Genomic DNA, 23,102 nt, shown 5'->3' with positions numbered 1-23,102 from the left:
CTCGAATGACCCATTCCTCGAATGGCCCAACACAAGAGCGGCGATAGCGGGCTGAATCGGTACATACGGCCTAGCGTGGTCCTGTGCCCGAGCCCTCAGAAGTACTCGCCGCAGCGCCACCACCCGATGAGGCGCCCCCGCCGCAGCCGCGGCCGGGGGCGCGGCCCGTGGCCGGGCGGTCCGTGACCGCGCGGGCCACCCTGACGGGCGCGGTGGTCTCCCTGCTCCTGATCGCCGCGATCGTGCTCGGCAGCAGACTGTTGCGCGACTTCGACTCCGCGCTGCTCCCGTACGCCGTGGCCACCGTCTTCCTGGCCTTCGGCGTGGCCTACCGCTACACGGTCTGGGTCTCGGCCCCCGGCGCGCGCCGCCTCTTCAAGAAGGGCTTCGGCAGCCTCTTCTCGGCCGCGAACTTCCGCAAGGCCCCCACCGCCCTGCCGAAGATGACCGCCACCTACCTAGGCTTCCAGAAGTTCCTCGGTGCCCGCTCGCACGCCCGCTGGGCCGCCCACCAGATGATCTTCTGGGGCTGCATCCTCGCCGCGCTGATCACCTTCCCGCTGACCTGGGGCTGGTTCACCTTCACCTCCGGCACCGGATCCGGCCCCGGCTACGAGATGCGGATCTGGGGCTTCAAGGTGCTCGGCTTCGACGCGCTGAACGTCCTGGGCTGGCTGATGTTCCACGGCCTGGACATCGCCGCCGTCCTCGTCATCCCCGGCGCCTCGTACTTCCTGTGGCGGCGGATGAAGGACCGCGGCGCCATCACCGGGCAGCGCTTCGCCTACGACCTGCTCCCGCTGATCATGCTGATCGTCATCTCGGTGACCGGGCTGCTGCTCACCTTCTCCTCGATCTTCCTGCACGGCGGCGGCTACGAGTTCCTGGCCATCCTGCACATGGTCTCGGTGGTCTTCACCCTCATCTACATCCCGTTCGGGAAGTTCTTCCACATCGTGCAGCGGCCCGCGGCCGTCGGGATGCAGCTCTTCAAGTACACCGCCCGCCAGGACGAAGAGATCTTCGCCTGCAAGCGGTGCGGAGAGCCCGTGGACACCGCCCCGTACGTCGAGAACCTGCGCGGCACGATGAAGGACCTGAAGCTCGACTTCGACGCCTGGGCCGAATACTGCCCCCGCTGCAAGCGGGTGCTGCGCGGCGGTGCCTACCTCAACCACGTCAAGAAGGGCTTCAAATGAGCACGCAGCGCATCCCGCTCGACCCTTCGCTCGCCCCGCCCGGAACCCGCAACTTCCGGGACGCGGGCGGGATCCCCGCCGACCAGTGGCACGCCGACCAGAACGGCGAGACCCTCGTCCCCACCCACTGCTGCTTCTGCGGCGTGCAGTGCGGGATGTACCTGCGCGTCGACAAGGGCGGCAAGGTCTTCGGCGTCGAGCCGCGCAACCACGACATCAACCGGATGCGCCTGTGCCCCAAGGGCATCAACGCCTACCAGCAGGTCAACCACCCCGACCGGCTGACCTCCCCGCTCATGCGCCGCTCCCGGGACGAACCCTTCAAGGAGGTGTCCTGGGACGAGGCGCTGGACCACACCGTCGCCGAGGTCCGGCGCATCCAGGGCGCCCACGGCAACGACGCCTTCGGCCTGCTCGGCGGCGCCAGCCTGTACTCCGAGAAGACCTACCTGGTCGGCAAGTTCGCCCGGGTCGCGCTGAAGACCCGGCACGTCGACTACAACGGCCGGCTGTGCATGGTCAGCGCGGCCGGGGCCAACAAGCTCGCCTTCGGCATCGACCGGGCGGGCAACCCCTTCTCCGACATCCTCCTCACCGACTGCCTGCTGATCGCCGGGTCGAACGTGGGGGAGTGCTTCCCCGTGATGACCCAGTACGTGTGGGGAGCCCGCGACCGGGGGGCCTCCCTCATCGTGGTCGACCCGCGCGAGACGGCGGTCGCGCGCACCGCGGACGTGCACGTCGCCCTCAAGCCCGGCACCGACTCGGCCTTCTTCAACGCCGTCCTGGGCGTGGTGATCGAGGAGGGCCTGACCGACGAGGCCTTCCTCGCCGACCACACCACCGGCTGGGCGGAGGTCAAGGCGACCGTCGCCCAGTACCCGCCCGCGCGCGCCGCCGAGATCTGCGGGATCCCCGCCTCCCAGATCGTCCAGGTGGCCCGGATGTTCGCGGGCGCCGGGAACGCGATGGCCATGCACGCGCGCGGCGTGGAGCACCACTCCCAGGGCGTCGAGAACTGCCTGTCGATCATCAACCTCTGCACGGCCACCGGGAACCTCGGCAAACCGGGCGCCGGATACGGCACCATCACGGGCCAGGGCAACGGTCAGGGCGGCCGCGAACACGGCCAGAAGTCCGACCTCCTCCCCGGCGGCCGCTCGATCATGAACGAGGAGCACCGCCGCCAGATCTGCGCGATCTGGGGCATCGAGGAATCCGAACTCCCGCTCGCCGGCACCTCCATGATGGAGATGGTCTGGCAGATGCAGCGGCGCGAGATCCGCGGGCTGATCGGCATCTGCAACAACCCCTTCGTCTCCCTCCCCAACTACGGGACGGTCAAGGAGGGCTACGACACCCTCGAATTCCACGCACAGTTCGACTTCTTCCTCTCCGAGACCGCCGCCAACGCGCACGTGGTCTTCCCGGTCACCGTCTGGGCCGAGGACGAGGGCGTCATGGCCAACACCGAGGCCCGCGTCGTCAAGCACAACAAGGCGCAGGAACCGCCCGCCGGGGTCCGCACCGACACCTGGGTGATGTGCGAACTGGCCCGCCGCCTCGGCGTCGGCGACAAGTTCGACTTCCCCGGCTCCCGCGAGGTGTTCGAGGAACTGCGCACCGCCTCCGCGGGCACGGTCAACGACTACTACGGGATCACCTACGAGCGGCTGGAGGAGACCGGCGGGATCGCCTGGCCCTGCCCCTCCACCGACCACCCGGGCACCCCCCGGCTGTTCGAGGGCGGCACGACCTTCCATCCCGACGGGAAGGTCCACATGCAGGTCGTGGAATGGCATCCGCCAATGGACGCCTACACCGAGGAGTACCCCCTCTCCCTCACCACCGGCCGCACCGTCGCGCACTTCCTCTCCGGCAACCAGACCCGCCGCCTGGGTGCCCTGGTCGAGCAGACCCCGCGCCCGTGGGTGGAGGTCCACCCCTCGCACGGCTTCCGCAACGGCGATCCGGTCCGGGTGATCACCCGCCGGGGCAGCGAGGTCTTCCCGGCCCTGGTCACCGAGGCGATCCGCCCGGACACCGTCTTCATCCCCTACCACTGGCCCGTCCCGACGGCCGCGAACGCCCTGACCATCGACGCCCTCGACCCCCGCTCCAAGATCCCCGAGTACAAGGTCTGCGCCGCCCGGATCGAGTCCGCCGAGCGGGTCGACGAGGTGCCCGCCCCGCCCACGGCCCCCGGTCACGAGGCCTACCCGGAGACCCAGGTGTCCCGTACCGACCCCCTGCCCCCCACGGCCCCCCAGGGCCGCGGCACGGCGGAGAGGAACTGATCGCGCCATGATGGGCAGAACGATCTTCATCGACCCGGGGCGCTGCATCGGCTGCCAGGCCTGTGTCTCCGCCTGCCGCGAGTGCGATTCGCACCGCGGCAAATCGATGATCCACCTGGACTACACCGACCCCGGCATGTCCGTCGCCTCCCTTCCCACGGTGTGCATGCACTGTGAGGACCCGGTCGCGCCCTGCGCCGAGGTCTGTCCCGCCGACGCGATCCTGGTGACCGCCGACGGCGTGGTGCAGCAGGCCGACACCACCCGCTGCATCGGCTGCAGCAACTGCGTCAACGCCTGCCCCTTCGGCGTCCCGAAGATCGACCTCCAGGCGAAGCTGCAGATGAAGTGCAACCTCTGCTACGACCGCACCGCCTACGGCCTTGCCCCCATGTGCGCCACGGTCTGCCCGACCGGTGCCCTGTTCTACGGCACCTTGGAGGAACTCCAGGCCGAGCGTCCCGGCGTCCAGGTCGCCGACTCCTTCGTCTTCGGCGACGTGGTCGTCCAGACCGGCGTGGCGATGGTCGTCCCCGCCGACAAGGTGCAGTGGCCCGTCCCGGGCGGGCTCCCCGTGGTCGAGATCAACGGAGTGGATGTCCGATGAGCGTCACCGAACAGCCCGCTCCGGCCCCCGGTGGCGAACCGGGCCCCGGCCCCGGCTCCGCTTCCGATACGGGGGTGGACGCCGCCGCCGAGCAGCTCCGTGACCGGATCAGCGCCGACTCCCTGACGACCCGGCGCGACTACCTGCGGATCGTCGCCACCGTCTCCGGCGGACTGGCCATCGGCGGGGTGGGCGTGGCCGCGGGCATCCTGCACCGGCACGGCGACGCCGAGAAGCTGCCCACGGCCAAGAAGGTCGCCGACCTGCTCCCGCCGGGGGAGTCCGTCGCCTTCCGGTTCCCCGGCGACGAGGACCGGGCGGTCGCCGTACGCCTCAAGGACGGCAGCCTCGTCGGCTACTCCGCCGTCTGCACCCACCTGGCCTGCGCGGTGCTGTGGCGCGGGGACCGCGGCGCCGACGGGGAGCTGTACTGCCCCTGCCACGAAGGCGTCTTCGACGCCCGCACCGGTGAGGTCACCGCGGGCCCGCCGCCCCGCCCGCTCCCCAAGGTCTTCCTGACCGAGGAGGTCGACGGAAGCGTCTGGGCCGTGGCCACCGCCCGGTCCGGGGAGCCGGCCAAGGAAGCCCTGTGCCGGCAGTTCGGCGACGCCCGACCCGAGATGGCCGCCCGCCTGGGCTGCCCGGGCGCGGCCCGCGCCACCGAGAGCAGGCGGACATGAGCGAGCCCCAGCTGCCTCCCCGGCCCGCGTACCGGCCGGGCAGCGCCCAGCCCCGGCTGAACCGGCCGGTCCGGGAGCGCTACCCCCAGATCCGCGCCACCAGCGGCTACGGCGACCCCCGGATCCGGCACACGGGCCCCGGCCCGGGAGCCGGTACCGAGCAGGAACCGGAGCGCTCCTCGAAGCTCAACGCCCGTCTCGCACTGGCCCTCACCGTGGTGATCGGCCAGCTCTGGGCGCTGACCGTGACCGTCAACGAATGGATGAAGGGAAACACCCACACGGCCTGGTGGGGGGCGGGATTCCTGTTCCTGTCCTTCCTGGTCGTGCTGGGTCTGTGGATCCTCGACCCGAAGGACCGATGACCATGTCCATACCCACCCCCGTCTCGCAGGCGCCCCGTTCGCACCGGGCCGAGACCTACAAGCCCGGTTCCACGATCGGGGACTGGCGTCCCGAGGACGACGGTTTCTGGCAGTCCACCGGCCGCAAGGTGGCCCAGCGCAACCTGTGGATCTCGGTCCCCGCGCTGATGCTCGGCTTCGTGGTCTGGCAGGTCTGGTCGGTCACCGTCGTCAAGCTGAACGACGTCGGCTTCGGCTTCTCCAAGTCGCAGCTGTTCTGGCTGACCGCGATCCCCGGCATCACCGGCGGCACCTTCCGGATCCTGTACACCTTCATCGGGCCGATCTTCGGCGAACGGAAGTTCACCGCGCTCAGCACGCTGGTGCTCGTGGGCCCGATGCTCTGGCTGGGCTTCGCGCTCCAGGACACCGGCACGCCGTACTGGGAGCTGGCCCTGATCGCGGCCGTCTGCGGCATCGGCGGCGCCAACTTCGCGTCCTCGATGGCCAACATCGGCTTCTTCTTCCCCAAACGGGAGAAGGGCAGCGCCAACGGCCTCAACGGCGGCCTGGGCAATCTCGGCGTCAGCGTGGTCCAGCTGGTCGCGCCGCTGGTGGTCACCGCGGCCGTCCTCGGCGCGCCCGCGGGCGGCCCGCAGCACGACGCCAAGAAGAACACCGACATCTGGCTCCAGAACGGCGCGTTCCTCTGGGTGCCGCTGCTGGTCATCATGGCGCTGCTCGCGTGGTTCCTGATGAACGACCTCAAGGTGGCCGCCGCCCCGTTCAGCCAGCAGAAGATCATCTTCAAGCGCAAGCACAACTGGCTGATGACCTGGCTCTACGTCGGCACCTTCGGATCCTTCATCGGATTCGCCGCGGGCCTGCCGCTGCTCATCAAGAACAACTTCGAGACCCAGGGCTACCAGGCCACCACCTATGCCTGGATCGGCCCCTTCGTCGGCGCGATCATGCGGTGGGCCGGCGGCTGGCTCTCCGACAAGATGGGCGGCGCCAGGGTCACCATGCTCTCCTTCGTCGGCATGGCGGCCGCGCTGGTCGTGGTGATCTTCGCGCTGCCGTCCGGCGGCGACCAGGGGAGCTTCTGGACCTTCTTCATCGGCTTCCTGGTGGCCTTCTTCTTCTCCGGCCTGGGCAACGGCTCGACCTTCCGGCAGATCCCGGTGATCTTCCGGGACCAGCACGCGAAGCAGGCCGCGGGGCAGGGCCCCGAGGCGCAGGCCGCCGCCCTCAAGCAGTCCGAGATGGAGGCGGGTGCCGTCACCGGCTTCTCCTCCGCGATCGCCGCCTACGGCTTCTTCTTCATCCCGGCGATGTTCGCGAACCTCCAGGTGACGACCGCCCTGTGGATCTTCATCGGGTTCTATGCGACCTGCCTGGCCGTCTGCTGGTGGTTCTACGCCCGCAAGGGCGCCGAGGCTCCCAGCTGACCCGCCGCGGGGGCGGCCGTACCCTTGAGGCATGAGCACCGCCCCCGCCTCCGGCCCGCAGTCGTCCCAGCCCGCCGGGACCCGGCCCAGGCCGAAGCTGGACTTCGACGACCCGCTGGACCGGCAGTCCTCGGACGACACGGACCGGGGCTGGGGCGAACGGCCGCCCGCCGCGGACAGCGCGGCCGATCTGGCCCGCTTCCTCGACGAGAAGCCGCCGCACCACATCTGAGTCAGGCCGAGGCGCCCCCCGGGCCGCCCGGGCCCGCGTTGCGCTGGGCGACGAGGGCGTCGCGGATCTCCTTGAGGACCACCAGCTCGGTGATCTCCATGGTCTCCTGGACGCCTTCCTTCGCCTTGCGCCGCTGCTCCTGCTTGGCGAGGTACTTCGCCATCGGCAGCACCATCAGGAAGTAGACGACGGCGGCGGTGATCACGAAGCTCAGCGTCGCGTTCAGCACCGAGCCCCACATGATCGGGATGCCGGACACGACCTCGCCCGTGGCGTTCGTCTCGCAGGGGCTCTTCAGGCAGGACGAGTACTTGTCCAGGTCCTTGGTGCCGATCGCGCCGACCAGTGGGCTGATGATCCCCTTGACCACCGAGTTCACGATGTTCGTGAACGCCGCGCCGATGACCACGGCCACCGCGAGGTCGACCACGTTGCCGCGCATCAGGAAGGCCTTGAAGCCTGCCAGGAGGCCGGTCTTCTTCTCGCTCACCACTGCATCTCATTTCGCTCGTACTGCACTCGGAGTCAACGGTTCCGAAAGCTACGGCAGTCCGGGCCCGGCGTGTCCAATCGGCGCACACCTTCAGGTGACTTGACCGCGCGTGCGTGCGAGTCGGCGTGCGAGTCAGCACAACGTCACCGCCAGGCGTGTCACGGTGCCCGCCCCCACGAGAGCCCGTGCGGTGTCCCGGGGCACGGACAGGACCACCAGGGCCCCGCCGTCCCCAACCCCCTTGTCGGGAGCCGGTACTTCGGCGACCCGGGCCGTCTCCGCCAGCACCCGCGGCGGACCGTCCCGCTCCGCCGCCACCACGTCCACCCGGTCCCCGACCCGCAGCAGCCGCACCGTCGCCGCGTCCGCGATCCGCACGGGCGCCGACACCAGCGGGGCGGGCCGGGGCTGCCCGGCAGCCACCCTCACCGGGGGCGGCGGGGGCGGCGCGCCCCGCGAAGCCTGTGCCTCGGTCCCGGCGGCAGCGGCCAGCGCGGCCGCCGCCACCGCCAGCCCCACGCCCACCACCCGCCGCCTGCGCCGCACCGCCCTGCGCAGCCGGTCCCCGCTCCGGCCCACCCGGAGCGGGGCGAAATCCGGAACGGTGTGCGCGCGCCCGCAGGCGACAGCGGCCCGGGCGGCGGAGCCGGGGGAGGAGCCGGAAGCGGATGGGCTACCGGAAGCGGCATCGGCAGACCGGCTGGAGGAGAGACCGGGAGGTCGGCCGGCAGACCGGCTGGAAACCCGACCGGGAAACCGGCCGGGAGGCCGGCCGGAAGAAGAACGAGCAGAGGAGGAAGAAGAGGAACCGGACATGCCCACCACACCCTTCGTCAGGTGAACCCCGGGCGCCTTGCCCGGACTTCCCTCACGATCCCCCGCCCTCCCGGATCCCGCTCCGGCCTGTGGACGGTCCCCAGGTTGTGGACAACCCCGTCACCCACACGAGCGATCGAGCCGACCAGGGCCGCCATTTCGCCGTCGACCGAGTCGACCGATGAGTTTTTGCGTACCCCACGGTCTTACCTGTGCCCATGCGCCACAGTGGCCCCGTGGCCGCCCGCCCAGCGAAGGAGCCCGCCATGACCCGCACCGACGACCACACCCCCCGGCCCCACACCCTCCAGGTGCCCGGCGTACGCCTGCACTACGAGGTGCGCGGCGCCGGACCGCTGCTCCTGCTCCTGGGGGCGCCGATGGACGCCGCGGCCTTCGGTGCGGTCGCCGACGTACTCGCCGTCGACCACACCGTCGTCACCCTCGACCCGCGCGGCATCTCAGGCAGCGTCCTCGACGACCCGCTCCAGGACTCCACCCCGGACCTGCGCGCCGATGACGTCGCCGTCGTCCTGGACGCGCTGGGTGCCGACAGCGCCGACGTGTTCGGCAGCAGCGGCGGCGCCATCACCGGCCTCGCGCTCATCGCCCGCCACCCGGGGCGGGTGCGGACCCTCGTCGCGCACGAGCCCCCACTGGTGGAGCTGCTCCCCGATGCCGCCGAGCTGCGTGCCGAGGCCGAGGAGGTCATCGGCGTCTTCCACCGCGAGGGCGCGGGGGCGGCCTTCGGCAGGTTCCTCGCCATGGCGGGTATCGACGAACCCGTGGCCCCGGGCGGCGTACAGCCCTCGCGGGACCCCGCGGCCGCGCCCGTCGGGCCGTCCGCCCAGGACCTGGCCAACAGCGCCCGGTTCTTCGACCACGAGCTGCGCGGCACCATCGCCTACCGGCCCGACGTCGCCGCCCTGGCCGCGGATTCCAGCCGCCTCGTCGTCGGCGTCGGCGCGGACTCCCGGGGGCAGCTGGCGCACCGGACGGCGCTCGCCCTGGCCACCCGCCTGGGCTCCGCCGCGACCGAATTCCCGGGCGATCACGGCGGATTCCTCGCGTACCCGAAGGAATTCGCGGTCCGCCTCACCGAGACCCTGCGGGCCGGCTGACACCAGGGAGCCCCGGTGCCGAGCCGCCGCCACGCCGCGTTACGGCAGTTCGATCCCCAGGTCCCAGCCGTCGTGCGCGTGCGTGCACAGGCAGTCGCGCGATTCCGTCGCCGGAAGGGCGGCGACCGCGTCGAAGAGGACCTCGCGCAGGCGGCCGACGTTCTCGCCGAAGACGCGCAGGACCTCGGTGTGGGAGACCCCCTCGCCCGTCTCCGCGCCCGCGTCCAGGTCCGTGACCAGGGCGATCGAGGAGTAGCAGAGGCCCAGCTCGCGGGCGAGGACGGCCTCGGGGTGGCCCGTCATGCCGACCACGGACCAGCCCGCCGCCGCGTGCCAGCGGGATTCGGCGCGGGTCGAGAAGCGGGGGCCCTCGATGACGACCATGGTGCCGCCGTCCACCGGTTCCCAGTCCCGGCCGCGCGCCGCGGCCAGGGCGGCCGCGCGGCCCACCGGGCAGTAGGGGTCGGCGAAGGTGGTGTGGACGACGTTCGGGACCGTGCCGTCCGGGAGGGGCTCGCCGTCGAAGTAGGTCTGGGCGCGGGACTTCGTACGGTCGACCAGCTGGTCGGGGACGAGCAGGGTGCCCGGTCCGTACTCGGGGCGCAGGCCGCCCACCGCGCAGGGGCCGAACACCTGGCGGACGCCCACCGAGCGCAGGGCCCAGAGGTTGGCGCGGTAGTTGATCTTGTTCGGCGGGACCTTGTGGCCACGGCCGTGGCGGGGCAGGAACGCGACCTGGCGCCCGGCCAGCTCACCGAGGAAGAGGGAGTCGCTGGGCTTGCCGTACGGGGTGTCCACCTCGATCTCGGAGACGTCCTCCAGGAAGGAGTAGAAGCCCGAGCCGCCAATGACACCGATCTCTGCGTTCGCCATGGCCCCCACCCTAACCGGGGCCTCCCGGCGCCGGCCGAGCGGTCACGATCATGCCAAAGGCCCCGCCGCCGGTGTGACCGGTGCGGGGCCTTTCGCGAAGCAAGAAACGGGCAGAACGGGCAGAGCGGACGGAACGCGGAGCGTCAGGCGGCCGAGGTGCTGCCGCTGCTGCTCGACGAACCGCTCGACGACGAGGACGCCGAAGAGGACGAGGACGAGGAGGACGACGCCGAGGACGACGACGAAGCCGCCGGGGCGGACGCGGTCGTCGTGGACGCGGGCTTGGACGCCGGCGAGCTGCTCGACGAGGAGCCGCGGCTGTCGTTCCGGTAGAAACCGGAGCCCTTGAAGACGATGCCGACCGCGGAGAACACCTTCTTCAGGCGTCCGTCACAGCTCGGGCACACGGTCAGCGCGTCATCGGTGAACTTCTGCACGGCCTCAAGGCCCTCACCGCACTCGGTGCACTGGTACTGGTAGGTCGGCACGAATTTCCTCCTGGCACTCTCACTCAATGAGTGCTAACGACGTTCCATGGTGACGTATTCCGGCGGATCAGTCCACCGTCACCGGTACGCGGTGACCCACGACACGCTCATTCGCCCGCACGGTAGCCGCCGGAGCGGCCCCCTTCGACGGGCGCCCGGCCGGGGTCGACGGCTCCTGCGACGAGTGCGCGGGCTCCTGCGACGAGCTGATGACCCGGCTCGGAGCCTTCGGCGCCAGCTTGGAGCGCAGCGCCAGCAGGGTGAGCAGCGCCAGCGCGGTGGCGGCCGCCGGGACCAGGAAGCCGTACGAGGCCCCGTGGGCGTCGGTCAGCCGGCCCGCGACGGTGACCGCGGCGGCCTGCCCGAAGGCGACCGCACCGGTCAGCGCGGTGAAGGCCTCGGTCCGCGAGGCGGCCGGGACCAGCTGCTCGATCATCGTGTAGCCGGTGATCAGGGCCGGGGCGATGCACAGGCCGACGACCAGGCCGAGCGCGCCGAGCAGGAACACGGAGTTCACGGTCCACAGCACCGACGCGGCGGCGGTGAGGCCGACGTAGCCGAGGATCAGGCGGCGGCGCGGGCCGATCTTCCAGGCGATGGTGCCGCAGGCGATGCCCGCGATCATGTTGCCGCCCGCGAAGATGCCGTAGAGCAGGCCGTTCGCGCCCGGGTTGCCGATCTCCTCGGAGAACGCGGCGAGCGAGATCAGCATGCCGCCGAAGACGGCGCCGATGCCGACGAAGGCGACGATCAGGACGCGCAGACCGGGGAAGGACAGCGCCGAGGCGTGCTTCTCGCCGCCCGCGAGGCGGGGTACCGGCTTCGGCTGGGTGCCGCGCTGCGCGGCGAACAGCAGGCCGCCGATGAGGGTCAGGCCCGCCTCGGTGAGCAGACCGGCCGAGGGGTGGACCGTGGTGCACAGGAAGGTCGCGAGCACCGGGCCGACGACGAAGGTCAGCTCGTCGGTGACGGACTCCCACGCGGCGGCCGTCGACAGCAGCGGCGAGCCTTCGAGCTTGGCGGCCCAGCGGGCCCGGACCATCGGTCCGACCTGCGGCACCGAGGCACCGGCGGGGACGGCGGCCAGCGCGAGCGCCCACAGCGGAGCGCCCGCGAGGGCGAGCAGGGTCAGCCCGACGACGGACGCGGCGTGCACGATGACGATGGGGACCAGGACGGCGCTCTGGCCGCGGCGGTCGGCGAGCTTGCCGGTCTGCGAGGCGAACAGGGCCATCGAGATGCCGGTGACGGTGGCGACGATGCCCGCGTCACCGAAGGAGCCGGTGGTGTGCTGGACGAGCAGGACGATGCCGATGGTCAGCATCGCGAAGGGCTGCCGGGCGGCGAAGCCGGGGATCAGGAAGCTGAGGGCACCGGGGGTGCGCAGGAGCCGGCCGTAGCCGGGGCGGGACGTGTCGGTCGTGACCGCGGATGTCACGGCCTTGCCTTTCCGCTGCCTGGTAGAACTCCCCGACTGCGGACGGTGCACCGCCTTGTGAGCGAGTCGCACCCGTACATGTGGGAGCCCCGAGAGCTGTCCTCTTGCGCCGAACCGAGTGATACCTGGGCGCCCACTGCGGGAGGGTGCCACGGCCGCCGAGCGGTCGCGCCAGCTCTGCGTCAGACAGAGTTGGTTCGATATGGTGTGCCTTCATGCTACAGGGTTTCGGCCCACCAGGCCCTGTGATTGTGGCGACATCGCATGACTTCACCTGCGATTAACGGGAACTTCGTCTTCCGGTACCCATGAAAACAGGGCAGAACGAGCCACCAGGCATCGAACCTGTCTTATTTCTACCCCTCGCGGGGTCCCCGGTGCGTGACGGCCGTCGCCCCGCCCGTCCCCAGCCAGCCCGCCAGCTTGCCGCCCCGGGCCACCGCCCGCAGCCGGGCCTCCGTGGCGTCCCGTACCGGATCGGTCGTCACCACCAGCAGCTCGTCCCCGCGCCGCAGCACGGTCGCCGGAAGCGGTACGAAGCTCTTCGCGTCCCGCACCACCAGCGTCACGGCGGCCCCGGCCGGCAGCCGCAGCTCGCTGACCTCGACCCCGCTCATCCGCGAGCCCTCGGGGATCCCGAAGGACAGGAGGTGGCCGCGCAGCCGCTCCAGCGGCGCCGATTCGATCCCGAGGTCGGCCGCCCCCGGTGCCTGGTCGCCGAGCTTGAGCTTGCGCGCCAGCCACGGCAGCGTCGGCCCCTGGACCAGGGTGTAGACGACGACCAGCACGAAGACGATGTTGAAGACCCGGTCGCTGCCCTCGATCCCGGTCACCATCGGGATGGTCGCCAGGATGATGGGGACGGCGCCGCGCAGGCCCGCCCAGGACATCAGGGCCTGCTCCTGCCAGGGCACCCGGAAGGGCAGCAGGCTGAGGAAGACCTCCAGGGGCCGCGCCACCATGGTCAGCACCAGTCCGATGATCACGGCGGGCCAGAAGTCGTGGACCAGGTCGTGCGGGGTGACCAGCAGGCCGAGCAGGACGAACATGCCGATCTGGGCGATCCAGCCGAGCCCGTCCGCGAAGCCGCGGGTGGCGGGCCAGTGGGGGAGCTTCGCGTTCCCGAGCACCATCGCCGCCAGGTAGACGGCGAGGAAGCCGGAGCCGTGGGCCATCGCGCCCGCCGCGTAGGCGGTCACGGCGATCGCCATGACCGCGATCGGGTAGAGGCCGGAGGCGGGCAGTGCCACGTGCCGCAGGCCGTACGCGCCCACGAACCCCACGGTCAGGCCGATCGCGACGCCGATGGCGAGTTCCAGGGCTATTTTCCCGACCAGGACGTACCAGTCGTCCACCGGACCGGCCGCGGCGAAGGCCACGACGAGGATCACCACGGGAGCGTCGTTGAAGCCGGACTCGGCTTCCAGTACGCCGGTCACCCGCGCGGGCAGCGGCACCTTGCGCAGGACGGAGAAGACGGCGGCGGCGTCCGTCGAGGAGACGACCGCTCCGATCAGCAGCGCCTGGCGCCACTCCAGCCCCACCAGATAGTGCGCCCCGGCGGCCGTGACGCCCACGCTGACCGCGACTCCGACGAGCGAGAGCACGATCGCGGCGGGCAGGGCCGGTTTGATCTCTTTCCACTTCGTGCCCAGACCACCCTCGGCGAGGATCACCACGAGGGCCGCGTAGCCGATGACCTGGGTCAGTTCGGCGTTGTCGAAGACGACGTTGCCTATGCCGTCCTGGCCTATCGCTATGCCTATGCCGAGGTAAATGAGCAGACTGGGGAGCCCGCTGCGCGAGGAGATGCGCACCGCCGCGACGGCGATGAGCAGCACGAGCGAGCAGACCAGCAGAAGCTCATTGAGCTGGTGGACATTCAGCGGGCGATCCTTCCCTCGGAGCGCCTGCCGGATCGTTCCTCCGGCGGCAAGTACTTCGTTACCTTACCTAATATTTGACGATTCCTTGACGGTCTCCTCACATTGTGAAACGGCTCCCGCCAAACGGCGATAGCCCTCCTGGCAGTCGGTGATCGTCCCCGCCGCCAGCTGCCGGGACCCCTCGCGGATCACTCCCGGGCGCCCTGCGCCTATGGTTGCTCCAGCACTCCAGGACCACCCTGCCCCGCGAAGGACAGCGATGCCCGCCAACGAATCCGCCCCTTCCGTCAAGAAGAAGGGACGACGCGCCCGTCTGATCGTGCTCATGCTGGTGCTGGCGCTCGTCGCGGGCCTTGGCTACGGGGCGTACTGGAGCGCGGACACCCTGCGCGCTTCCTATCCGCAGACGACCGGCACCCTCAAGCTCGCCGGACTCACCGCCCCCGTAGAGGTGAAGCGCGATGCCAAGGGCATCCCACAGCTCTACGCCGACACCGACCAGGACCTCTTCCGGGCGCAGGGCTTCGTGCACGCGCAGGACCGGTTCTGGGAGATGGACGTACGCCGTCACATGACCTCCGGCCGCCTCTCCGAGATGTTCGGGGCCGGCCAGGTCGAGACCGACGCCTTCCTGCGCACGCTGGGCTGGCGCCAGGTCGCGCAGACCGAGTACGACACCAAGCTCTCACCCGAGACGAAGAAGTACCTCCAGGCCTACGCCGACGGGGTCAACGAGTACCTCAAGGGCAAGTCCGGCAAGGACCTGTCCGTCGAGCACGCGGCCCTCAAGCTCAGCGACGACTACAAGCCCGAGCAGTGGACCCCGGTCGACTCCGTGGCCTGGCTCAAGGCGATGGCCTGGGACCTGCGCGGCAACATGCAGGAAGAGATCGACCGCTCGCTGATGACCGGCAAGCTCACGCAGGCGCAGATCGACGAGCTGTACCCGCCGTACCCCTTCGACCGGAACAAGCCGGTCATCGAGGGAGGCAAGGTCGAGGGCGGCAAGTACGTCGCCCAGGGCGCCCCCGGCTCCACGTCCGGCAAGGGCACCGACTCGGCGAGCGGCACCGGCACCTCGGGTACGGGCACCACGGGCACCAACGGGACCTCCGGCTCGAACACCCCCTCCGGAACCGGTGCCTCCGCCAACAACACCAGCGCCGTGGACAACACCACCGTCCAGGGCGCCAGCGCGGGCCTGCGCACCCAGCTCACCTCGCTGGCCTCGACCCTGGACCAGATCCCCGCCCTGCTCGGCCCCAACGGCAGCGGCATCGGATCGAACTCCTGGGTCGTCGCGGGCAAGTACACGACCACCGGAAAGCCGCTGCTCGCGAACGACCCGCACCTGGCCCCGCAGCTGCCCTCGGTCTGGTACCAGATGGGCCTGCACTGCCGGACCGCCTCGGCGTCCTGCCAGTACGACGTGGCCGGGTTCTCCTTCTCCGGCATGCCGGGTGTGGTCATCGGCCACAACGCCGACATCGCCTGGGGCATGACCAACCTCGGCGCCGACGTGACCGACCTCTACCTGGAGCAGGTCAAGCCCGAGGGCTACGTCTACGACGGCAAGGTGCTCCCCTTCACCACCCGTGAAGAGGTCATCAAGGTCGCGGGCGGCGCCTCGAAGAAGATCACCGTGCGGACCACGAACAACGGTCCGCTGGTCTCCGACCGCAGCGACGAGCTGGGCACGGTCGGCGCCCGCGCCCCCGTCGGCGGCACGGCCCCCGACCGCGGCGAGGGCTACGCCGTCGCCCTGCGCTGGACCGCCCTGGACCCGGGCAAGTCGATGGACGCCGTGTTCAAGATCAACCGGGCGAAGGACTGGACGAGCTTCCGGGCCGCCGCCGCCGACTTCGAGGTCCCCTCGCAGAACCTGATCTACGCCGACAACAAGGGCGCCACCGGCAACATCGGCTACCAGGCCCCGGGCAGGATCCCGCTGCGCACCACCGGCGACGGCCGGATGCCCGCCCCCGGCTGGGACTCGAAGTACGGCTGGAAGGGCTTCATCCCGCAGGCCGAGCTGCCCTCCGAGTACAACCCGCAGCGCGGCTACGTCGTCACCGCGAACCAGGCGGTCGTGGAGACCGGCGCGGGCAAGTACCCGTACACGCTGACCACCGACTGGGGCTACGGCGCCCGCAGCCAGCGGATCAACGACCTCATCGAGGCGAAGATCAAGGACAGCGGCAAGATCTCCACCGATGACATGCGCACCATGCAGATGGACAACAGCAGCGAGATCGCCGCGCTGCTGGCGCCCATGCTGACCAAGATCCGCGTCTCGGACCCGGACGTGCGCTCCGCCCAGAAGCTGCTGGAGGGCTGGAACTACACGCAGGAGCCCGACTCGGCGGCGGCCGCCTACTTCAACGCGGTCTGGCGCAACATCCTGAAGCTGTCCTTCGGCGACAAGATGCCGAAGGAGCTGCGGGTCAAGGACAGCTGCATGAACGTCAAGGGCAACGGCACCGGCCCGGCCGACGACCTGGCGCAGGTGGTCCGCGAATGCGGCCAGCGCGGCTCGGACTCGGCGCAGCCCGACGGCGGTGACCGCTGGTTCGAGGTGGTCCGCAAGCTGGTCAAGGACGAGAAGTCGGCCTGGTGGCAGTCGCCCGCCCTGTACTCGGACAAGGCGACCACCACCCGCGACGAGCTGTTCGCGCGGGCCATGAAGGACGCCCGCTGGGAGCTGACCGCCAAGCTCGGCAAGGACCAGTCCAGCTGGAGCTGGGGCCGGCTGCACCAGCTGACCCTGAAGAACCAGACGATCGGCACCGAGGGCCCCGGCTTCATGAAGTGGCTGCTCAACCGGGGTCCCTGGAACCTGGGCGGCGGCGAGGCCACGGTCAACGCCACCGGCTGGAACGCCTCCAGCGGCTACGACGTCACCTGGGTCCCCTCGATGCGCATGGTCGTGAACCTCAACGACCTCGACAAGTCCCGGTGGATCAACCTGACCGGCGCGTCGGGCCACGCCTACCACGACCACTACACCGACCAGACGGACATGTGGGCCAAGGGCGAGCTGCTGGACTGGCCGTTCGGCAAGGACGCGGTCGCCAAGGCGACGACCGAGACGCTGACGCTGAAGCCCTAGCGTTCCGGGCTCAGGGCTCAGGGCTCAGGGCCTGAAGCGGCGCACCCCCGACGGGGTGACCACGGCGTGCACGGGGTGGTCGTGCGGTTCCTCCGGGACCCGCGCGACCACCTCTTCGTCGTAGAGGAGCACCACCAGCGCCGGATGGGCGTCCGCCCGCTCCAGCCGGGCGAGGACCCGGTCGTACGAGCCCCCGCCCCGCCCGAGCCGCATCCCGCGCCCGTCCACCGCGAGCCCGGGCAGCAGCACCGCGCCCGCGCCGGTGACCGCGTCGGGACCCAGCCGCGGACCGGCCGGCTCCAGCAGGGTCATCTTCCCGGCGTGCGCCGCCTCGGCCAGGCCGCCGGGGCCCTCGTAGCGGGCCCAGTCGAGGTCGTTGTCGGGGAGCAGGACGGGCAGCAGGACGCGGACGCCGCGCTCGCGCAGGACGTCGAGCAGGTCCCGGGTGCCGGGTTCGGCGCCGATGGAGACGTAGGCGGCGACGGTGTCCGCGTCGGCCAGCTCGGGCAGGCCGAGGGCCTGGCGGGCGAGCGCGCGGGCCGACGTACGCAGGACCGGCTCGGGCAGGGCCCGGCGACTGGCGAGAAGTGAGCGGCGCAACTCCGCTTTATTGGAACGGTTCTGTACCACAGCTGACTCGAAGACCCTTCTATTTCATGACAAAGACGGAAGAATTCACCCGGGCGCTCGCAGGGCGGTCAGAGCCACCGACTATCGTTCTGCCCATGACTCAGTTGCACCCCGTGATCAAGAAGGCCGTCATCCCGGCCGCGGGCCTCGGCACTCGCTTCCTCCCGGCGACGAAGGCCACCCCGAAGGAAATGCTCCCGGTTGTGGACAAGCCGGCCATCCAGTACGTGGTCGAAGAGGCCGTCGCGGCCGGACTCGACGACGTCCTCATGATCACTGGGCGTAACAAGCGGCCCCTTGAGGACCACTTCGACCGTAACTACGAGCTGGAGTCGGCCCTCATCGCCAAGGGCGACGACGACCGGCTCAAGAAGGTCCAGGAGTCCAGCGACCTGGCCACCATGCACTACGTCCGCCAGGGCGACCCGCGCGGCCTCGGCCACGCCGTGCTCTGCGCCGCCCCGCACGTGGGCGACGAACCCTTCGCGGTCCTCCTCGGCGACGACCTGATCGACCCGCGCGACCCGCTCCTCCAGCAGATGGTCGACCTGCAGCAGCGCACCGGCGGCACCGTCATCGCGCTGATGGAGGTGGACCCCAAGTCCATCCACCTCTACGGCTGCGCCGCCGTGGAGGAGACCGGCGACGACGGCATCGTCAAGATCACCGGTCTCGTCGAGAAGCCGGACGCGGACGAGGCGCCCAGCAACTACGCGATCATCGGGCGGTACGTCCTCAGCCCCGCGATCTTCGACATACTGCGGGAGACCGAGCCGGGCCGCGGTGGGGAGATCCAGCTCACCGACGCCCTGCAGAAGCTGGCCGCCGACGAGTCCATCGGCGGCCCGGTGCACGGCGTGGTCTTCCGGGGCCGCCGCTACGACACCGGGGACCGCGGGGACTACCTGCGGGCCATCGTCCGCCTCGCGTGCGAGCGCGAGGACCTGGGCCCGGAGTTCCGCACCTGGCTTCACAGTTACGTCACGGAGGAGATGTAGCACCTTGACCAGTTCAGCACCGCACGACACCGGCCAGCAGCGTCTGTGGTCGGTCGACGAGCACCTCGCTGACGTCCTCGCCGCCATCCGCCCGCTGGAGCCGATCGAGCTCCAGCTGCTGGACGCCCAGGGCTGTGTCCTGGTCGAGGACGTCACCGTGCCCGTCGCCCTCCCGCCCTTCGACAACAGCTCCATGGACGGCTACGCCGTCCGGGTCGCCGATGTCCAGGGTGCGGGCGAGGAGTTCCCCGCGGTGCTGACGGTCATCGGGGACGTCGCGGCGGGCAGCGGATCGCTGCCCACCGTCGGCCCCGGCGAGGCCGCCCGGATCATGACCGGCGCCCCGCTGCCCCCGGGCGCGGAGGCCGTCGTACCGGTCGAATGGACCGACGGCGGTACGGGCGGCGGCGCGGCCTCGGGGATGACCCCGGCCAGCGAGGCCCCCGAGGGCGCGCGCGGCGAGGTCCGGGTGCACCGGGCCGCCGAGGCGCGCGCCCACGTCCGCGCGCGCGGCAGCGACGTACAGGCGGGCGACCTCGCGCTGCGCGCCGGGACCGTCCTCGGCCCGCCGCAGATCGCCCTGCTCGCCGCCATCGGGCGCGGCACCGTCCGGGTGCGCCCCCGCGCCCGGGTCGTCGTCATGTCCACCGGCAGCGAGCTGGTCCAGCCCGGCGAACCGCTGACCGAGGGCCGGATCTACGACTCCAACAGCTTCGCGCTGGCCGCCGCGGCCCGCGACGCCGGAGCCATCGCCTACCGGGTCGGCGCGGTCGCCGACGACGCCGACACCCTGCGCTCGACGATCGAGGACCAGCTCATCCGGGCCGACCTGATCGTCACCACGGGCGGCGTCAGCGTCGGCGCCTACGACGTGGTGAAGGAAGCCCTGACCAGCGTGTCCACCGGCGACGGCGAGGGCGACGGTGACGACGTCGACGCCGCCGGGGTCGACTTCCGCAAGCTGGCCATGCAGCCCGGCAAGCCGCAGGGCTTCGGCACGGTCGGCCCCGACCGGACCCCGCTGCTCGCGCTGCCCGGCAACCCCGTGTCCTCGTACGTCTCCTTCGAACTCTTCGTCCGCCCGGCGATCCGCGCCCTGATGGGCCTGCCCGGTGCGGACCTGAACCGCCCGGTTCTCCGGGCGGTCCTGGAGGCCGACAAGGCGCTGCGCTCGCCGGCCGGGCGCCGCCAGTTCCTGCGCGGCAAGTACGACGCCGAGAGCGGGACGGTGAGCCCGGTCGGCGGATCCGGCTCCCACCTGATCGCGGCCCTCGCGCACGCGGACTCCCTGATGGTGGTGCCCGAGGAGGTCACCTCGGTGGAGCCCGGCACCGAGCTCGAAGTGGTCCTGCTCGGCTGAACCCCGCCCGGTGCGGGTAGCGTGTTGCACCACACAGGCCCTTGCGGGGCCCGGACGGGAGCGGCACGCACTTATGAGCACGCAGAGCAGGCTGACGCACATCGACGAGGCCGGCGCGGCCCGGATGGTCGACGTGTCCGAGAAGGACGTCACGACGCGGACGGCGCGCGCCAGCGGCCGGGTGCTCGTCTCGCCCCGGGTGATCGAACTGCTGCGGGGCGAGGGCGTGCCGAAGGGCGACGCCCTCGCCACCGCGCGGATCGCCGGGATCATGGGCGCGAAGCGGACCCCGGACCTGATCCCGCTGTGCCACCCGCTCGCCGTCTCGGGCGTCAAGGTCGACCTGTCGGTGACGGACGACGCCGTGGAGATCCTGGCCACCGTCAAGACCACCGACCGCACGGGCGTCGAGATGGAGGCGCTGACCGCCGTCGCGGTCGCCGGGCTCACCGTGATCGACATGGTCAAGGCCGTCGACAAGGGCGCGGTCATCACCGACGTCCGGGTGGAGGAGAAGACCGGCGGCAAGTCCGGCGACTGGAACCGCGCGTGAACGCCCCCCGCGGCGGCGAGGTCCACAGCCACAGCCACACGCCGGAGGGACATGCCCCGGCCGCCACCGAGCCCGCCGCCGGGACCTCCGCGCCGCTGCGCGGCCTCGTCGTGACGGCCTCCAACCGCGCCTCGCGGGGCGTGTACGCCGACAAGGGCGGCCCGCTGCTCGCGGACGCCCTCGCCGGTCTCGGCTTCACGGTGGACGGCCCGCGCGTGGTCCCCGACGGCGACCCCGTCGAACAGGCCCTGCGCGAAGGCGTGGCCGCCGGGTACGACGTCATCCTCACCACCGGCGGGACCGGGATCTCGCCCACCGACCGGACCCCGGACGCCACCGCGCGGGTCCTGGACTACGAGATCCCCGGCATCCCGCAGGCGATCCGCGCCGAAGGCCTCGCGAAGGTGCCGACCGCGGCCCTGTCCCGGGGACTGGCGGGCGTCGCCGGGCACACCCTGATCGTCAACCTGCCGGGTTCGACCGGCGGCGTACGGGACGGCCTGGCCGTCCTGGACCGCATCCTGCTCCACGCCGTCGACCAGATCCGGGGCGGCGACCATCCCAGACCCGGGAGCCCGAGCTGAACGGACCCACCTGGCCGGTGGTGCTGGCGGACGGCGATGTCACGCTCCGGCCGATAAAAGTCCGTGACCAGCGTGCCTGGCGCGAGGTGAACCGGCGCAACCGCGACTGGCTGCGGCCGTGGGAGGCGACCATTCCGCCCGCCGCGCCCTGGGGCCCGGTCGTGCAGCGGCCGACGTACCGCCAGATGGTCCGCCACCTGCGGGCCGAGGCGAACGCGGGCCGGATGCTGCCCTTCGTCATCGAGTACCAGGGCCGGCTCGTCGGACAGCTGACGGTCGCCGGGATCACCTGGGGCTCCATGTGCGCGGGCCACGTCGGCTACTGGGTGGACCGCGACGTGGCCGGGCGGGGCGTGATGCCGACGGCGGTCGCGCTGGCGGTGGACCACTGCTTCCGCCAGGTCGGTCTGCACCGCATCGAGGTGTGCATCCGGCCGGAGAACGGGCCGAGCCGGCGCGTCGTGGAGAAGCTGGGCTTCCGCGAGGAGGGCATGCGGCCGCGCTATCTGCACATCGACGGCGCGTGGCGGGACCACCTCGTGTACGCGCTGACGGCGGAGGAAGTGCGCGAAGGGCTGCTGAGCCGCTGGCAACGGGAACGGCACGGGCACGCTCCGCCGCAGAAATAGCATGGGCCGCCCGGCATTCGAATATGGGTTCGAATGTCGGGTCGGGTTGAGCCGGGTATCCATAACCTGATCCGAAGAATCACAAAAAAAGTCCGTGATATCAGCCGGATCGTGCGACACACCGGCTCAATTGGCCGATGCCTCCGGCCGTCCCCCTCTACGGTGTGGGGTGTGAGCAGCAGCGGCCTCATCTACGCAGTCATTGTCGGGGCCTGGGCCGCCTACTTGGTGCCCATGTGGCTCCGGAGGCAGGACGAGCTGAACGAAGCCCGTCCGACGGAACGCTTCTCCACCGCCATCCGGCTGCTTTCCGGCCGGGCGGGAATGGAGCGCCGTTACGCCAAGGGACTGCGTGAGCGCGGTGACGAGGAGGCGGAACCCCAGCCCCACGCGGACCCGGACGCCGCGACGGAGAAAGTGAATTCCGTCGACGCCGACGCCCGGGTCAATGCCGTGCCCAGAACCAGGGCGGAACCGCGGGGCGCGAGCGCCGAACGGGCGGACCGCGCGGAGCGCGCCCGGCGCGAACAGCGCCTCCAGGTCCTCGCCCGGCGCCGTCGCACCACCGCGATGCTCTTCCTCGTCTTCACCCTCGGCGCGGTCGTCGCGGCCGTCGGCGGCCTGCGCTACCTCTGGGCACCCGCCGTCCCCGCCGTCCTGCTGAGCGCGTACATCGTGCACCTGCGGGTGCAGGAGCGGCGCAGGTTCGTGTTCACCATGGACCGGCTCCGCGCCGAGAACGCCGCCCGGCGGCTGCGCGAGAACCGGCCCCGGCGCCGCGAGCCCGAGGCCGCCACGGGATCCGAACCGGACCCCGCGCCACCGGTCTCCCCGCAGGAGGCCGGCCGGCGCGCCCTGGTCGAACAGACCGACCACGCGGAGTGGGTGGACCAGCAGCGCGAGCGTGAGCGGGGTCCGGCGCGCGGCGACAGCTGGGAGCCGGTCCCGGTCCCGCTGCCGACGTACGTGACGGCGCCCGTGGCCCCCCGGGCCACCGGCCCGGCGGCCCCGGACGCCTGGAGCTCGGCGCGCTCCAGCGCGGCGGAACCGACGGAACCCCGGCTGCGCGCCCAGCAGCCGAACCAGCACGCGGGCCACCACCCGGCCGCCCACCCGGCCGTCCCGGACCCGCGCGCGGACCAGAAGCCGTCGCCCCCGCCGCCCCGCCGCAGCCGCGACCGCGGCCGCACCCCGCTCTTCGACCAGTACGAGGGCGACGACCGCCCGCGCGCCGCGAACGAGTGACGGACGGGCGACGGACGAGTGACGTGACCTGCGGGACAACGGATTTCCGTGCACCCCGGATGGGATGCT

Annotated in this window: 22 protein-coding genes; 15 read left to right on the top strand and 7 right to left on the bottom strand. The window is 71.3% G+C overall.

The window, feature by feature from the left end; genetic code table 11:
- The first annotated feature begins 83 nt into the window (after positions 1 to 83).
- The 7 genes from OHS33_RS15045 to OHS33_RS15015 are packed head-to-tail and all read left to right on the top strand — an operon-like array spanning position 84 to position 6,810.
- A complete protein-coding gene (locus OHS33_RS15045; protein WP_330330905.1) occupies positions 84 to 1,199 on the top strand; it encodes an MFS transporter in 1,116 nt (371 codons plus the stop codon).
- A complete protein-coding gene (locus OHS33_RS15040; protein WP_330330904.1) occupies positions 1,196 to 3,496 on the top strand; it encodes a molybdopterin oxidoreductase family protein in 2,301 nt (766 codons plus the stop codon). The genes OHS33_RS15045 and OHS33_RS15040 overlap by 4 nt, the downstream gene beginning before the upstream one ends.
- Before the next feature lie 7 nt (positions 3,497 to 3,503).
- On the top strand, positions 3,504 to 4,103 hold the full coding sequence (locus OHS33_RS15035) for a 4Fe-4S dicluster domain-containing protein (protein ID WP_330330903.1): 600 nt from the start codon (positions 3,504 to 3,506) through the stop codon (positions 4,101 to 4,103).
- Complete coding sequence (locus OHS33_RS15030) at positions 4,100 to 4,783, top strand: QcrA and Rieske domain-containing protein (protein ID WP_330330902.1); 684 nt, start codon at positions 4,100 to 4,102, stop codon at positions 4,781 to 4,783. The genes OHS33_RS15035 and OHS33_RS15030 overlap by 4 nt, the downstream gene beginning before the upstream one ends.
- A complete protein-coding gene (locus tag OHS33_RS15025; RefSeq protein WP_330330901.1) occupies positions 4,780 to 5,148 on the top strand; it encodes a DUF6755 family protein in 369 nt (122 codons plus the stop codon). Before OHS33_RS15030 ends, OHS33_RS15025 begins: the two co-directional genes overlap by 4 nt.
- Positions 5,149 to 5,150: 2 nt before the next feature.
- Positions 5,151 to 6,578 carry a NarK family nitrate/nitrite MFS transporter gene (locus OHS33_RS15020; RefSeq protein ID WP_330330900.1) on the top strand — a complete coding sequence of 476 codons (1,428 nt, stop codon included), beginning with the start codon at positions 5,151 to 5,153 and terminating at the stop codon, positions 6,576 to 6,578.
- Positions 6,579 to 6,609: 31 nt separating this feature from the next.
- Positions 6,610 to 6,810: a hypothetical protein gene (locus OHS33_RS15015; protein ID WP_330330899.1), complete on the top strand. Its 201-nt coding sequence runs from the start codon at positions 6,610 to 6,612 to the stop codon at positions 6,808 to 6,810.
- 1 nt (position 6,811) lies between these two features.
- On the opposite strand, the gene mscL is transcribed toward OHS33_RS15015, so the two are convergent.
- Positions 6,812 to 7,300 (bottom strand): large conductance mechanosensitive channel protein MscL, encoded by a 489-nt coding sequence (gene mscL, locus OHS33_RS15010; RefSeq protein WP_330330898.1) that lies wholly within the window; start codon positions 7,298 to 7,300, stop codon positions 6,812 to 6,814.
- 135 nt (positions 7,301 to 7,435) lie between these two features.
- The gene (locus OHS33_RS15005) at positions 7,436 to 7,822 is read right to left on the bottom strand and encodes a hypothetical protein (protein ID WP_330330897.1); all 387 of its coding nucleotides are present in this window, start codon (positions 7,820 to 7,822) and stop codon (positions 7,436 to 7,438) included.
- 563 nt (positions 7,823 to 8,385) lie between these two features.
- On the opposite strand from OHS33_RS15005, the gene OHS33_RS15000 reads away from it, so the two are divergent.
- Entirely contained in the window at positions 8,386 to 9,240 is an 855-nt protein-coding gene (locus OHS33_RS15000; protein WP_330330896.1) for an alpha/beta fold hydrolase, read from the top strand.
- Between the two features lie 39 nt (positions 9,241 to 9,279).
- On the opposite strand, the gene OHS33_RS14995 is transcribed toward OHS33_RS15000, so the two are convergent.
- From OHS33_RS14995 to OHS33_RS14980, 4 genes are all read right to left on the bottom strand, one after another.
- Positions 9,280 to 10,113: an S-methyl-5'-thioadenosine phosphorylase gene (locus OHS33_RS14995; protein ID WP_330330895.1), complete on the bottom strand. Its 834-nt coding sequence runs from the start codon at positions 10,111 to 10,113 to the stop codon at positions 9,280 to 9,282.
- Between the two features lie 143 nt (positions 10,114 to 10,256).
- Positions 10,257 to 10,601 (bottom strand): FmdB family zinc ribbon protein, encoded by a 345-nt coding sequence (locus tag OHS33_RS14990; RefSeq protein WP_330330894.1) that lies wholly within the window; start codon positions 10,599 to 10,601, stop codon positions 10,257 to 10,259.
- Positions 10,602 to 10,668: 67 nt separating this feature from the next.
- Entirely contained in the window at positions 10,669 to 12,039 is a 1,371-nt protein-coding gene (locus tag OHS33_RS14985; protein ID WP_330330893.1) for an MFS transporter, read from the bottom strand.
- Between the two features lie 356 nt (positions 12,040 to 12,395).
- Complete coding sequence (locus tag OHS33_RS14980; protein ID WP_330335063.1) at positions 12,396 to 13,925, bottom strand: potassium/proton antiporter; 1,530 nt, start codon at positions 13,923 to 13,925, stop codon at positions 12,396 to 12,398.
- A gap of 259 nt (positions 13,926 to 14,184) precedes the next feature.
- On the opposite strand from OHS33_RS14980, the gene OHS33_RS14975 reads away from it, so the two are divergent.
- Positions 14,185 to 17,034 (top strand): penicillin acylase family protein, encoded by a 2,850-nt coding sequence (locus tag OHS33_RS14975; RefSeq protein ID WP_330330892.1) that lies wholly within the window; start codon positions 14,185 to 14,187, stop codon positions 17,032 to 17,034.
- A gap of 24 nt (positions 17,035 to 17,058) precedes the next feature.
- Here the strand turns inward: OHS33_RS14975 and OHS33_RS14970 are convergent, their stop codons facing one another.
- Positions 17,059 to 17,634 (bottom strand): 5-formyltetrahydrofolate cyclo-ligase, encoded by a 576-nt coding sequence (locus tag OHS33_RS14970; RefSeq protein WP_330330891.1) that lies wholly within the window; start codon positions 17,632 to 17,634, stop codon positions 17,059 to 17,061.
- Between the two features lie 125 nt (positions 17,635 to 17,759).
- Between OHS33_RS14970 and galU the strand changes: the two genes are divergently transcribed.
- From galU to sepX, 6 genes are all read left to right on the top strand, one after another.
- The gene (galU, locus tag OHS33_RS14965) at positions 17,760 to 18,662 is read left to right on the top strand and encodes a UTP--glucose-1-phosphate uridylyltransferase GalU (protein ID WP_330330890.1); all 903 of its coding nucleotides are present in this window, start codon (positions 17,760 to 17,762) and stop codon (positions 18,660 to 18,662) included.
- Positions 18,663 to 18,666: 4 nt separating this feature from the next.
- A complete protein-coding gene (gene glp / locus OHS33_RS14960) occupies positions 18,667 to 20,022 on the top strand; it encodes a molybdotransferase-like divisome protein Glp (protein ID WP_330330889.1) in 1,356 nt (451 codons plus the stop codon).
- Positions 20,023 to 20,095: 73 nt separating this feature from the next.
- Positions 20,096 to 20,575 carry a cyclic pyranopterin monophosphate synthase MoaC gene (gene moaC / locus OHS33_RS14955; RefSeq protein ID WP_330330888.1) on the top strand — a complete coding sequence of 160 codons (480 nt, stop codon included), beginning with the start codon at positions 20,096 to 20,098 and terminating at the stop codon, positions 20,573 to 20,575.
- 95 nt (positions 20,576 to 20,670) lie between these two features.
- The gene (locus OHS33_RS14950; protein WP_330335062.1) at positions 20,671 to 21,159 is read left to right on the top strand and encodes a MogA/MoaB family molybdenum cofactor biosynthesis protein; all 489 of its coding nucleotides are present in this window, start codon (positions 20,671 to 20,673) and stop codon (positions 21,157 to 21,159) included.
- 17 nt (positions 21,160 to 21,176) lie between these two features.
- On the top strand, positions 21,177 to 21,788 hold the full coding sequence (locus OHS33_RS14945) for a GNAT family N-acetyltransferase (protein ID WP_330330887.1): 612 nt from the start codon (positions 21,177 to 21,179) through the stop codon (positions 21,786 to 21,788).
- Positions 21,789 to 21,959: 171 nt separating this feature from the next.
- The gene (gene sepX, locus OHS33_RS14940) at positions 21,960 to 23,033 is read left to right on the top strand and encodes a divisome protein SepX/GlpR (RefSeq protein ID WP_330330886.1); all 1,074 of its coding nucleotides are present in this window, start codon (positions 21,960 to 21,962) and stop codon (positions 23,031 to 23,033) included.
- Positions 23,034 to 23,102 lie beyond the last annotated feature (69 nt).

It is taken from the genome of Streptomyces sp. NBC_00536, assembly GCF_036346295.1.
Classification (GTDB): Bacteria; Actinomycetota; Actinomycetes; order Streptomycetales; family Streptomycetaceae; genus Streptomyces.
Note: the sequence above shows the minus strand (reverse complement) of the source record. Positions and strands in the feature narration are given on the sequence as shown.

Excerpts from the sequence above, each read along its gene's own strand:
- OHS33_RS15025 (WP_330330901.1), top strand. The coding sequence starts at position 4,780 with ATGAGCGAGCCCCAGCTGCCTCCCCGGCCCGCGTACCGGCCGGGCAGC.
- OHS33_RS14975 (WP_330330892.1), top strand. The coding sequence starts at position 14,185 with ATGCCCGCCAACGAATCCGCCCCTTCCGTCAAGAAGAAGGGACGACGC.
- moaC (WP_330330888.1), top strand. The coding sequence starts at position 20,096 with ATGAGCACGCAGAGCAGGCTGACGCACATCGACGAGGCCGGCGCGGCC.
- galU (WP_330330890.1), top strand. The coding sequence starts at position 17,760 with ATGACTCAGTTGCACCCCGTGATCAAGAAGGCCGTCATCCCGGCCGCG.
- OHS33_RS15020 (WP_330330900.1), top strand. The coding sequence starts at position 5,151 with ATGTCCATACCCACCCCCGTCTCGCAGGCGCCCCGTTCGCACCGGGCC.
- OHS33_RS15030 (WP_330330902.1), top strand. The coding sequence starts at position 4,100 with ATGAGCGTCACCGAACAGCCCGCTCCGGCCCCCGGTGGCGAACCGGGC.
- OHS33_RS15000 (WP_330330896.1), top strand. The coding sequence starts at position 8,386 with ATGACCCGCACCGACGACCACACCCCCCGGCCCCACACCCTCCAGGTG.
- OHS33_RS14995 (WP_330330895.1), bottom strand. The coding sequence starts at position 10,113 with ATGGCGAACGCAGAGATCGGTGTCATTGGCGGCTCGGGCTTCTACTCC.
- OHS33_RS15040 (WP_330330904.1), top strand. The coding sequence starts at position 1,196 with ATGAGCACGCAGCGCATCCCGCTCGACCCTTCGCTCGCCCCGCCCGGA.
- OHS33_RS15015 (WP_330330899.1), top strand. The coding sequence starts at position 6,610 with ATGAGCACCGCCCCCGCCTCCGGCCCGCAGTCGTCCCAGCCCGCCGGG.
- OHS33_RS15035 (WP_330330903.1), top strand. The coding sequence starts at position 3,504 with ATGATGGGCAGAACGATCTTCATCGACCCGGGGCGCTGCATCGGCTGC.